11 protein-coding genes are annotated in these 12,740 nt (G+C 40.7%); 2 read left to right on the forward strand and 9 right to left on the reverse strand.

The genetic code is table 11. The features are described from left to right. Positions 1 to 9: 9 nt before the first annotated feature. The 4 genes from kdpF to AC59JO_RS04175 form a co-directional block, all read right to left on the reverse strand. Positions 10 to 87, reverse strand: a complete 78-nt coding sequence (gene kdpF, locus AC59JO_RS04160; protein ID WP_083879072.1) for a K(+)-transporting ATPase subunit F — start codon at positions 85 to 87, stop codon at positions 10 to 12. 526 nt (positions 88 to 613) lie between these two features. Then, positions 614 to 1,960, reverse strand: coding sequence for a sigma-54-dependent transcriptional regulator (locus AC59JO_RS04165; RefSeq protein ID WP_497303591.1), 1,347 nt, complete (start codon positions 1,958 to 1,960; stop codon positions 614 to 616). A 115-nt stretch (positions 1,961 to 2,075) separates the two neighbouring features. Further along, positions 2,076 to 2,513 carry a MarR family winged helix-turn-helix transcriptional regulator gene (locus AC59JO_RS04170; RefSeq protein ID WP_413669335.1) on the reverse strand — a complete coding sequence of 146 codons (438 nt, stop codon included), beginning with the start codon at positions 2,511 to 2,513 and terminating at the stop codon, positions 2,076 to 2,078. A gap of 6 nt (positions 2,514 to 2,519) precedes the next feature. Continuing rightward, positions 2,520 to 3,032 (reverse strand): GNAT family N-acetyltransferase, encoded by a 513-nt coding sequence (locus AC59JO_RS04175; protein WP_497303593.1) that lies wholly within the window; start codon positions 3,030 to 3,032, stop codon positions 2,520 to 2,522. A 417-nt stretch (positions 3,033 to 3,449) separates the two neighbouring features. Between AC59JO_RS04175 and glgB the strand changes: the two genes are divergently transcribed. Next, the gene (gene glgB / locus AC59JO_RS04180; protein WP_497303595.1) at positions 3,450 to 5,693 is read left to right on the forward strand and encodes a 1,4-alpha-glucan branching protein GlgB; all 2,244 of its coding nucleotides are present in this window, start codon (positions 3,450 to 3,452) and stop codon (positions 5,691 to 5,693) included. Between the two features lie 368 nt (positions 5,694 to 6,061). Beyond that, positions 6,062 to 6,250, forward strand: coding sequence for a hypothetical protein (locus tag AC59JO_RS04185; protein WP_497303597.1), 189 nt, complete (start codon positions 6,062 to 6,064; stop codon positions 6,248 to 6,250). 10 nt (positions 6,251 to 6,260) lie between these two features. Here AC59JO_RS04185 and AC59JO_RS04190 read toward each other — a convergent pair whose 3' ends face one another. The 5 genes from AC59JO_RS04190 to AC59JO_RS04210 form a co-directional block, all read right to left on the reverse strand. After that, positions 6,261 to 6,815, reverse strand: a complete 555-nt coding sequence (locus AC59JO_RS04190) for an STM3941 family protein (RefSeq protein WP_497303599.1) — start codon at positions 6,813 to 6,815, stop codon at positions 6,261 to 6,263. Positions 6,816 to 7,065: 250 nt separating this feature from the next. Beyond that, positions 7,066 to 8,730 carry a M1 family metallopeptidase gene (locus AC59JO_RS04195; protein WP_497303601.1) on the reverse strand — a complete coding sequence of 555 codons (1,665 nt, stop codon included), beginning with the start codon at positions 8,728 to 8,730 and terminating at the stop codon, positions 7,066 to 7,068. A 42-nt stretch (positions 8,731 to 8,772) separates the two neighbouring features. Beyond that, a complete protein-coding gene (locus AC59JO_RS04200; protein WP_497303603.1) occupies positions 8,773 to 9,597 on the reverse strand; it encodes a DUF6348 family protein in 825 nt (274 codons plus the stop codon). Between the two features lie 163 nt (positions 9,598 to 9,760). Beyond that, positions 9,761 to 10,423 (reverse strand): hypothetical protein, encoded by a 663-nt coding sequence (locus AC59JO_RS04205; RefSeq protein WP_497303605.1) that lies wholly within the window; start codon positions 10,421 to 10,423, stop codon positions 9,761 to 9,763. Positions 10,424 to 10,739: 316 nt separating this feature from the next. Further along, complete coding sequence (locus tag AC59JO_RS04210) at positions 10,740 to 12,530, reverse strand: GmrSD restriction endonuclease domain-containing protein (RefSeq protein WP_413669343.1); 1,791 nt, start codon at positions 12,528 to 12,530, stop codon at positions 10,740 to 10,742. Positions 12,531 to 12,740 lie beyond the last annotated feature (210 nt).

Here is a 12,740-nt window from a genome sequence, read left to right on the forward strand (position 1 = left end):
AGTTTAATTTTAAAATTTTTCGGGTTTGAGAAGTACGTATACCATGTAAATGAACACGGCTATTGCTACGATGAATAATGCTGCCATGACTTTAGATTTTTTCGAAGTATGTTACAGATTTAAAAAAGATCCAGAATACCACTACAAATGTGGCCAGGTAAGCGATTGTGAGTAAAGCATCCATTTTTATGTGTTTTTGCAAAGGGCTTTGCCAAGCGGATGCCAAGAAAATTAAAAACTACACAAACAATTGATCATCAATTATTTACACATGCTTAAAAATGTTATTTTATTTATTTAAGGGGATTTAAACTATCATTTTGATAGGTGATTATCAAAGTGGGATTTCACTTATGTCATTGCGAGGAGGGACGACGAAGCAATCTCATGACTCTACAGGGCGAACATGTAATGGCTACGAGATTGCTACGCAATGCGATGACATAATGGAGAATGCTTCCGCCGCCGCTCGCGTCCTCGCGAGTGGCAATTATTTCCAGACGGGATCCAGCGGCCAGAGGCCGCTTGATAGTCGACACCCGGCCGGAGCCGGGCGTCAGCATGGTGTGTTAAAACTTTTTAAAATCCGAAATCGAAATTCCGAAATCCGAAATCATTCCAAATTATATTCCTTCAACTTCCTGTACAGCGTGGCTACACCGATATTTAACAGGTGCGCAGCTTCGGCGCGGTTACCGTGGGTATGGTTTAAAACCCGTTGAATATGTAGTTTCTCTACCGAAGAAAGATCAAATGCTGAAATTGGCGCACCGCTTTTTACCTGTTGCTGTTGCATTTCGTAAGGCAGCAAGCTTTCATCAAGCACATTGCTATCGGTAAGGATAACTGCACGCTCCACGATATTTTTTAACTCGCGGATGTTGCCGGGCCATGGATAGGCCTCCAACTTTTCAATAAATTCGTCACTTAACGTATTAACCTGCTTTTTTACTTTAAGGGCAAAATGCTGCATAAAGTATTCGGCCAGCAGTTTGATATCCTTTTTACGCTCACGTAAAGCAGGCAGCGTGATCTGGAACACAGAAAGGCGGTAATATAAATCCGACCGGAAATGGCCGTCATTGATCTCATTCAGTAAATTACGGTTAGTAGCTGCCAGGATTCGCACATTAACCTGTGTGGGCCTGGTATCTCCTATTTTGATGAACTGCTGTGATTCAAGCACACGAAGCAATTTGGCTTGCAAATCGTGGTCAAGCTCACCAATCTCGTCTAAAAATATAGTACCACCGTTGGCCTCTTCAAACAGGCCTTTTTTATCTTTTACAGCACCGGTAAACGCCCCGGCTTTATGACCAAAAAGCTCACTTTCCAACAATTCTTTGGTGAAAGCACTGCAGTTTACCGCAACAAACGATTTGGAACTGCGGTTGCTGGCCTGGTGAATGGCTTCGGCGAAAATTTCCTTCCCTGTGCCTGTTTCACCTAATAATAAAACGGTAGTATCGGTAAGCGCAACCTTTTGAGCCAGCTTGATCACATCACTGATGGCTGTTGATTTGCCAATAAGCCTGTCAAACCCAAATTTATCATTCAGCTTGCTTTCCAGCTCAGCAACTTTTTGCTGTAGCAGGGCTTTATCCATGGCCTTGCTTACCAGCGGAATAATCTTTTCATTATCATCCCCCTTAGTAATATAGTCAAACGCGCCCGCTTTTATGGCTTTTACACCATCATTAATGGTACCGTAAGCTGTTAATACAATGATCTCGGTGTTAGGATAGCTTTTTTTGATGGTTTCGGAAAGGGTAATACCGTCAATATCGGGCAGCTTTACATCACTTAATACCACATGTATAGTATCGTGCTGCAATTTTTTAAGGCCCTCTTTTCCGGTACCTGCAGTTATCACCTCATGGCCTTCCAACTGCAAAATACGCGCAAGCAGATTGCGGAGGCGTTCTTCGTCATCAATAATTAATAGCTTACCTTTTTGCATCGTGGCAAATATGGCAAATTATTCTGAACCTTGATTTTTAAGATTTACGGATTTCCTGATAACGGGTTAATACTTTTGATTATTTGCTATTACAAGTGGTGATAATTGACCATAATTACCGGCTTCGCTTTTCTAACAGACCCGTTATAGCCCGCATATGTTTAACCAATTCATCTAACTGATTAACCGGTATACAGGAAATTAAATCCGTTACCTGCTGCTCGGACGCATTGTTCAGTTCATAAAAAACTTGCAATCCGGCATCCGTAAGCGAAAGTAGAGATACACGGGCATCTTCTTTGGAGGGAACTCTGGCGATCAGTTCCTGCTTCTCAAATTTCTTTAAGATACGGCTCAGATAACCTTTATCAATACTTAAACGACAAATGACATCCGACGCGCTCAGCTGCTTCGCAGCAAAAATTTCATAAAGAATCCGGGCTTCGGCAAGGGAATATTCACTATTGAGCAAATGTTTGTCAAGCAGACCGATGAGATCTGTATAGAACCTGTTAAACGTCCTTATTTCCTGGATATGTTGTTGAATGTCCATGCCTGATCATTGATTTAATGCCAAATCATACCGCCTTTCAACCAACTCTTTTCCAAAGGCACCGGATGGCTTTTCGTCACTGAGTTTAAACCCATACCTGGTGTACAAAACAATTGCCGAATGCTGTTCTTCTGTTGTCCAGAGGTAGGCATTACTGTAAGAGCCTGATTTCATAAAATCCAGAAACTCCTCCATCAGCTTCTTTCCTAAACCTATACCACGATATTCGGGCAAAAAGATAAAATAGCGCAATTGTAAGGCATCGCTTCTGTGCTGGGCCACCAGGCAACCGACAATCCTGCCCCCATGTTCACAAATCCACACTTTATCTTTGGCTTCATCATATTCAAGGGCAAAATCCTTTAAACCCTGAAGCACATAAGCTTCAAAATTCAACCCGTATCCGCATTCTCTGGCGTAAAGATCGCCGTGAACGTGTGCTATGTAGCCCAAATCGCCCGGGAGAAGTTTATTTCTGATTTTGATGGCAGCGAGATCGGGTTTTATTAGCGTATTCATCCGTATTTATGCTTTCTGTTACCAACTATGTTCTTCATTAGCAAAATAAAGTAATTTAGTTGACTTTGTCAACTAAATTAAACACATAAAAAATGACCTCCAAATTTTCCGGAGGCCATTTTTAAATTCAATCACTATTGCGGGGCTTACTATAGCTGCGGGAAGCATAGCTTAAGTTCTCAACTCAGTCGTTGAAGTTGAAAACTTCAACTATGTATAACCACGGGCTGCGCTATGCTAAACCAACGGCAGTTAGGTGGATACCCAATGACATGTTTTTATAAAATCACCCTCTCCAAAAATAAATCTCCAAAACCCTGCATAATATATTAATCCTGTTATATTTGATTACATATAAACCAAACTCATTCCTGTGATTTGGGTTATCTAATAACACCCTAACAGGTTATCTATATCATGGCCAAAAAAACAACTAAAACCGAAAATCCCTTACCGGATGCAAAGCCTGTAAAGGAAAAAAAAGCCGTCACTAAGGTCAAAGCCGATAAAGTAACGCCTGAAAAAGGAAGCCCGGAACCAAAAAAAGCAGTTAAAGCGAAAGCTCTTACTGCAGAAGAGCCTGCTGCCGAAAAGAAAGTCGCCCCGGCGAAAGCCAAAACTGTTGCTGCAGAAAAGCCCGCCGCTGTTAAAAAAACTGCCCCGGCCAAAGCAGCCAAAGTGAATAAACCTGCTGAGACTGCTCCGGCACCACCCGTAAAGCTTAAAGCTGTTGAACCATACAGCCGTTTTACCGATTTTGACATCAGTTTATTTAAATCGGGCAAGCATTATAAGCTGTATGAAAAGCTGGGTTCGCATGTGGTGGAATACCAGGGTGTTATCGGTACTTATTTTGCTGTTTGGGCGCCAAATGCGCAATATGTATCGGTAATTGGTAATTTCAATGGCTGGAACCGTGGTTCTCACAGTTTGAATGCCCGTTGGGATTCGTCAGGGATTTGGGAAGGGTTTATACCCAATATTGGTGTTGGCGAAACCTATAAATATTTTATTAATTCATCATCAGGCGAAGACCTGGAAAAAAGCGATCCCTTTGCCTTGCGCTGGGAACTGCCGCCGCGTACTGCCTCAATAGTTGCTGACACCTATTACGAGTGGGAGGATCAGGACTGGATGAAGAACCGTCATGAGCATAACGCGCTGGATAAACCATATTCGGTTTATGAGGTGCATTTAGGTTCATGGGCTCGTAACTGGGAAAGCCCGGATGAGTTTTTGACCTACACCCAGCTAGCCGAAAAAATGGTGCCTTACGTTAAGGAAATGGGCTTTACGCATGTGGAGTTCATGCCGATAATGGAGCACCCATATTACCCAAGCTGGGGTTACCAGGTAAGTGGTTATTTTGCAGCTGCATCCCGCTATGGTACGCCACAGCAGCTGATGTACCTGATTGAGGAGTTTCACAAAGCAGGCATTGGTGTGATATTGGATTGGGTGCCTTCGCATTTTCCGGGTGATATCCACGCGCTGTATAGGTTTGACGGTACGCACCTTTATGAGCATGCCGATTCAAGAAAAGGTTTTCACCCCGATTGGAAATCATACATATTTAACTATGGCCGTAACGAGGTTAGGGCTTTCCTGATTAGTAACGCGCTGTTTTGGCTTGACAGGTACCATGCCGATGGTTTACGTGTAGATGCAGTAGCCTCGATGCTGTACCTCGATTATTCGCGCAAACATGGCGAGTGGGAAGCTAACATGTACGGCGGCAACGAAAATCTCGAAGCCATATCGTTCCTGAAAGAGTTTAACGAGGCTGTTTACAGCCATTTCCCATCGGTGCAAACCATTGCCGAAGAATCAACTTCGTTTACAGGCGTTAGTCGCCCGGTTTATTTGGGCGGATTAGGTTTTGGCATGAAATGGATGATGGGCTGGATGCACGATACCATTGGCTATTTTAAAGAAGACCCGATACACCGTAAGTATCATCATAACGAAATTACATTTAGCACGATATACGCCTTTACCGAAAACTTTATGCTGCCATTCTCGCACGATGAGGTGGTATATGGTAAAGGCAGCATGCTGCGCAAAATGCCGGGCGATGAGTGGAGACAATTTGCAAACCTGCGTTTAATGTACAGCTATATGTTTACGCATCCGGGCACCAAACTATTATTCATGGGAGCAGAGTTTGGGCAGGGTGATGAATGGAATTTCAGCCGCTCGCTGCAGTGGCATGTGCTGCAATATCCAAACCACCAGGGCGTAAGCGAAACGGTTAAGGCGCTTAATCACCTCTACCGCGATGAGCCTGCACTGTATGAAAAAGCCTTCTCGTTTGAGGGCTTTGAGTGGGTTGACGGCGGCAACGCCAATGATTCGGTATTGGTATATCGCCGCATGGGGCATGATAGCAAGAACGACCTGATGATTATCCTGAACATGACTCCGGTTATCCGCAGGGATTACCGCATTGGTGTACCTGCAGCCGGTAAATGGAAAGAGATCTTTAATTCAGATAACAATAAATATTGGGGCAGCGGCATTATTAATTACGACGCAGTAAGTTCGGAGCCTGTTAAATGGCATGGTAAAGGTCAATCAATAAAAATAACCATACCTCCATTGGCAGCTGCCGTGTTTAAACTGGCGCCAGATGTGCCTGCTAAATATGAATTGAAAAAATAAATCTGCTTGAACGAGACTTACGAAGTTTTAAAAACCTCGTAAGTCTCTGTTATGATATACTTATTGTCCTGGGTAGCAGGTAAAATCCGGAAGCCTTTGAAGGTCAAACGACATTAACGTTTACTGTCATCCTGAGAAACGAAGGATCTTCTTCACCTTGCATAGCGACTCTGTATCTTGTAGAAGATTCTTCGCTATCGCTCAGAATGACAGGTGTTCTTTAAACATGTCATGGGTAGGAACGAAGGATCTTCTTCGCCCTATGTAGCCGTTCTGAATATAGAAAAGAATTCTTAGCTATCGCTCAGTATGACAAGAGTTGGTGTTGAAACAAGTTCAGTACGATATTGTTAAGTTTATAAATAATAATGAACCCCAAATTCAAATATCTTTATCTCATAGGCGGTATAGTTGCAACCATACTGCTTATTGTGCAAGTTGTGGCTACTTATCCAAAGCCTAATACCGTAGGGGTGATCCTTGGCGCTTTGCCGGCGCCCTGGCCTTGTTTTATCTGTCGTACAAGGCTCATCATGTTAAGAAGGACAATGAGTTAATGTGATTTTGTTACGCTGAAACTTCCCCGGATTGTTGCTCGGCTATTTTATTTTCAAGCTGTGCTTTTAACTCGTACAGGTTACATTCAAGCGTATTGGCTGATATGGCAATAGGCGAACCGTAATTTTTATAGTTAAAGCCAAAACTCTTTTTCTTAAGCAAATTTGTTTGGGAAGCAATATATTCTTCAGGGTTTCTCAGGCTGATGATCAGAAACTGCTGATTCATCACGCTTGAAACGCCGATGTGAGTGATATCGTACCACGGAATTAAACCAATAGCAGTGGCGCTCGAATTATCATGAATACCATCATTATCAATAACGAGTCCCGGTTTTTTATCGTTCAGTTTTTTAAGGAAGAAAAAGGCAGTAAATCCGAAAAAGATGATACACGCAACAGAGGCCCCATATTTCACCAAAGCGTTGTCAAAAACAGGATTGCCGATATGCGGCTGACGAATCAATAACCAAAGCCCAATAGCCACAAAAGCTATCGACCCCAAAAGGCCTTTTGTTATTTTGGTTTTACTTAAAGGAATTTCGATAGGGGCGTTTGTTGGCATGATTGAGTTAGGTGGTTTGGTTTGAGATTGGATAATTAATACCAAGATAGTACAGTTGGAGTTTATTATCAATGGTTTAGGGATATTTAGGATTCCCCTTTTATCGCGGTTTTGGCGCGGAGGATAGCGAATCGGTCGATGCTTTATACCATCCTTGATACTTGCGCCGGGAAAGTTTCTATCTCCCTGCAATCGCTGCGCTTTGCTTAATAACCTGCGACATGGATCAACTACCTGATTGATAATTAAGTTATTTAACGATTTTTGCTGTGATATAAAAGTCAGGATCAATAGCAAACGAGTCGACAGCAAGAGAGGATTCTAATTTCAGTGACTGCCAGTTTGTTGATGGGGTGATCCAACGTTGATCAGTCAATTTGATTTTAACGGGCATGGTAAGGCCGTTTATACAATTTGTAAATCTGTATTCGAAGTTTTTTCCATCAATTTTATACTCCAATACAGGGATCTGTGCGGTTCTTAAGTACTGGTCAAACATCTTGCTAAGATTTTTTTTGCTGATTTTACTGATATAGTTTTCAATCTGTGCCGAATTAACTGATTGGTGATAAAAGCTTCGGTTAAGTCCTCGTAACACTTCCCTGAATTTATCGTCATCATTGATAATTGCCTGCAACATGTGGATTAAAACCCAGCCCTTCAGATAAGCGTCGTCACCTCCGTCTTTAAAAATATTGTCAGGAGAAATTACTGGGGCTTTGTTGCCTATCCGATTGGTGGTCCTGCTCAAAAAGAAATCATGAGATGCCTCCGGCCCGTAAAGATCGGCAATAACCAACTCCTCCGCATAACCGGCAAAGCCTTCCTGTAGCCAGCCATAGGCAGGATCATTTGCCGTTATGTTGTTGCCAAACCATTCGTGCGCTGTTTCGTGAACCACCATCCGGTCGGTTTTTTGATCCCAATAAGTTAGCCGTTTGGGATTTAGGCCAAAGCGCCCCAACCTAAACTTGTTTCCATAGCCGATAGCGCTTTGATGTTCCATTCCTATATACGGTGCTTCTACCATCTTAAAGCCGTCGCTGTAAAATGGGTATGGGCCAAACCAGTGCTCAAATGATGTTAAAGTTTTTTGGACTTCGGCAACCAGATAACCTTTTACCTTTTCCTGGTTATAATCCAGCACCCAAAAATCCAGATCAAGGTTACCGCGTTCGCCCTTAAATTTGTCACTTACATGCGCATATTTCCCTATGTAAAAGGTAAGTCCATAATTATTTATCGGGTTATTTACAGCCCAGGTGTAGCTTGTGGTGCCGTCTGTATTTTTAAGTTGCCGCTGAAGCCTTCCATTTGATACAGCGACTAATGTATCTGGGGTAATTATAGTAACCGAAGCTCCTTTATCGGGTTTATCGCCGATGTAAACCTTACATGGAAACCATACACTCGCACCTGGCAATTGACAGGCCACAGCCATCCATGGCCTGCCTGCCGAATCTGTTTGCCATACTAAGCCGCCATCCCAGGGCGGATTAATCGATTGCCTCGGCTTGCCCGAATAGTATATGGTAATGTTTTGAATATTGGATCTTGATTTCTCCGGAGGCTTTACAAACCACGCATCGCCGTTTTTTGTAAATGTTAAGTTTGCGACTCCTGCTTTTACGCTATCTATTTTCAGGGGCGATTGCAAGTCTATTTGCATTAGTGCGGTGTGCTTTGCTTTTACAATTTTATATCGTATTGCATTTTGGCCGCTTATGGTTTTATTAATGTAATCTGGCTTTACAATCAGATCGTAGCGGAGCACATCCCACCAGGCCCTTTCGGGCGTTATCGATCCTTTTAATGTATCTTGATGGGTTGTTTTAACCGGCCCGGTGTTCTGCTGGGCTATTAGTTTACAGGTAAGCAGGTTTAGGATTAGGATAGCGGCTATTCTTTTTATCATTGGGCGGTTTTGCGTTGTAAGTGAAGGTAGATGTTATTACTATTACTTGTCGTAAAGATCACATCGCCTAAACATAATAAATTGCTTCAATCCTTTAAAGTTGCCTTCAATATTCCATGATTCAGCGTATTTTACAATGTCGTCAAGACCCGAATCCCAGGGTTGATTATTGAAAAGGCACTCGCCGATAATTGTTCCGTCGGCCCGTTTTGAAATATAGATTTTTAGCCAGTTAAATTTATTGCCGGTTAACAGTCCGGTTATTTTATCCCTTAAAATTTCAAAAAGGTAATTCCATTCTGGCTGATGCTCCCATTGCCCCTGAACCATTAAATCGCCTAATTTGGGATGCCAAAGCACCTCGCTTTCATGGTTTTTTATCAACAGATCTGCCTCGGGATCATGAGTATCCAAAAAGCCCTCCATTATGGGCTTAAATGTGCTGTTAAGATAGTTATCCAGGCCGGCGTCTATTTTGCTTTCTATAGTTTCTCCCGCACCGGCAAGGTTTTCATCAATTCCATGCGGAAAAAATAATGGATGCACAGTTAAAACTCTGAGCTGCATTAAATAGGGGTGGATGTTGGGAACATCGATAATTACGGCGGAGATCTCTAATTCTGAATTAACTATTAAGGTGAGGTATTGCGGATGCCGCTCAACCCTATAATCCATATCAAGTAATTTGCTTTTTAATACCTCGAGCAGATAGGAGTTATTGTCGATTGGCTGGGGAATTATTTCTTCTTTCGGGATTTGTTCTGTTGGTTTTCTCTTAAAAAGGTCGAATAGCCCCATGATACTTTTTGTTGCGATTACTGGTTTAGTTATTCTACCAAAAGTAAGGATGATTTTTTTATTATTCACCTCTGTTCGTTCGTAATTGCTTGTGCCCCCTATTGCATACATATTTATCAAGCGTCTCCGACCAGGAATCGCCCGGACATGATGCAGAGGCACAAGTAAGCTCCTACCCAGACAGCCGCAGAATATTTGCGCCGGCGGAAAAAACGTATTTTATCTTTAAAACTTACTTAGCCGGAAAATGCTGACCAATTACGAAAATTGCAGCCATTAAAGCAATAATAGCACCCAATACTCCCCATAATTGAGCTGGTTTCATATTCGAAACTAAATCGCCAATGGTTAATTCATCAGGAACAACTTTCTTTTTTTGGACAGCAACATCATTTTTGCTGAGACTGAGTGCCTCTACCTTGCTTTTCCAGCTCGCCAAAACTCCATTAAACTCAACGGTGGATAATGAACTTTGGTTGAGTTTTACCGTCATCACATACCAGTCGTTCCCTTTTTCCAACAACCCTTCGGCGCGTACCCCTTCTTCCACTATGACCAAAATCGGGAGGTTTTTGGCGTATGCAATTGCCGGTTCAATTTGATTCCATGGAGTGGCAAATTTGGTTACTGAAAGAGGTATTTCATTAGTACCGCCCCGTTTTTCAATACCACTTTCAAAATAGGTTCGTTCAAGTGCAATAACCAAAATCCCCGAGCATTCATCCATCAAAGCTTTTATTGATTTTAAAGGCGAGTCAGAACTGAATGTATTTCTTCCGATTGTGTTGGGGATCAAATTTTCGCTTCTGAGCCGGTCTTCTATAGATTTTACAAAATCTTCCTGCTGCGGGGTTGCTGTACCACCAACGCTAATAAAAACTTTTGGTTGATCCATAATAATTAAATGAGGTTAGTTATTATACATTGACAATCAGGTTTATAACTACCTGTAAGTTAGATATAATAAATACAATTTAATATGTTTTTTAAAGAAACCGCGCTTGCCCCTAAGGAGTTTATGTTTTGGGAAGCAGTAGAGATTAACAAAAAGTGTAGTTAAGCCTTCTCGTTTTTATGTACGTTTTTCAGTAAATAGAAAGTGCTGTCGCTTTAAAGGTTCGAACGGTGACTTGTAGATGTCTAAATCATAAGTATTGAAGAGCAATAGCACAAATGAGTTGTATAAACGTATTTGTGCTATTATTTAGATTTTATACCCTTTCTTCTATTGTTAGGGTTTCTTTTATTTCCATGGTATCTATTTCATCAAATGTTATATGCGCTAATTTTATTTTGAGATCATTTAAAATATTATTAACCCGGCTTTCAACAAATTGATCGATTGCATTGTCAGGTAATACGCCGCTTCTTGCCCATGTCAAGATATCATTTGAAAGTAAATGAGAAGGTAAGATCGCTTCGAATTCTTGGTTATCATAATCTTTTATATATTCAAGTGGGTTTCTGTTTGTGATATAACGATTTGTGATTTGCGTTAAATAAGCAATATTCATTAAGCTATCGCTGGTGATTTTATTTTTATGCTGATTGTTTAAAACATACTCGGAATTTGTTGGGAAGATATGATGAAGATTAGGTTTATCGGTTGTAAAAAAGAAGTTTTGAACCAATACATCCCTGTCACAATGTTCCCAGTCTTTCGGCTGAGCACTCGCATACAACGCCAAGATTGCTCTACTCATCCTGCCTTTTGAACTATAAGTAGCAGAACGAAGCCGTTGCTTATCGATTAAGAACCTGTCAAAAATGTAAGACGTTTTTTTACTGTTTAAGAAATCCAGGTGTTGAGCTAAATGCGTTGTGTTACTTAATAGGTCATAGCTATGAAAGCTATTAAACCAAAAGTATTTTTTTAGTAATTCGTAGCAGGGAGAACTGTTTTGATAAAAATAAGCGCTTACGGTAAAATAGAAGTAGCGAAATGGTATTAAATAGGGTGTCTTGATATGCAAGTGGTTTTCAAAAAAGTCAAAGGTTTTTAAGATTGCTTTTTTTGCTTCATCCCAAACTGCTAAGATGTGTTCGGTTTTTATTTCGTTCAAATAACGGTCGGTAATATTTCTTACGCCGCTATTTGGTATATTTTGATTAATGATTACTGCCAATATTTGTAAATAGTCAATATCGCTGATTTTTAGAAATTCACTATTGTTGTGATCTCTAAAATCGTTAATAAGATCTCGCAGATAAAATCCTTTTTCTGTTGAGGTTGCAGGTTTAAATGTTTTTGCAACCACTATATCGAAAATATTTAATGGTTTTCCTGCTTGATTTATCCGTTCAAAAATTTGGCAAACCTCTGACACTTGAATACCCTTAACCTCGATAAACGAAATCCTATAGTTGTCAAGAACTCCTTTGATTTTTGCAAGTTCGGCCAATATTGGATGGTTAAAATCTTTGTTTACAGTAGTACTATTAAATACGTTAGCCTGGATATTTGTAAAATTGTTTTTGATGTCGATAAGTTTAACAATTAAGCCATCTTCAAAACGCTGTTTTTTACCAATGTTTGATCGTATTTCTCCATTTCTATCGTCAATGTCAGCCCAGAATAGAAATCTATTTCTATAGCTTTCATCATCAGTATCGTTATCAATCGGAATTGTAAGATCAACGTAAAGCAATGGATCAAAGCCAGAGCGGCCTTCAATTGTTCCACCGTATAAGGAGGTTAAAAGCGATGTCGTTCGCTGTTGTCCATCAAGAATGTATTGGTATTCAGTTCGGGTAAAATTAATATCTGTTATTTGATGTCCCCCAATTTGTCTGTGATTTTGAAGTTTTAAATCGGTCTTCCAAATAAGTATACTCCCCAATGGGTAAAATTTGTAAATACTATCCCAAAGCTTTTTTACATTTTCTTGTTGCCAGACCACATCACGCTGAAAAGTTGGGATTTGATAATTTTTTGCTATAAGTTCCTCAAGATAAGTTGTTAGCCCTTTGTTCGTAGGGAATATTCGGTCGGTATAATTCATATTGTTTAATTAGGTCTGGAAAGCGATTCGCAAATTGGTTTATGCCTATTCTGTTCAATATTATAAAAGAAGGGATAATATTTCAATAGGTGTTTTCACTGAATTACATTATGGTTGCAATTGATAAGTTCCTTCCTTATGATCACCCACAACCGCACAATCACTGTTCGAAAACGAACACTTTCGTAGATTGAATTCCAATATAAATAT

The organism is Mucilaginibacter sp. A5337 (genome assembly GCF_059690695.1).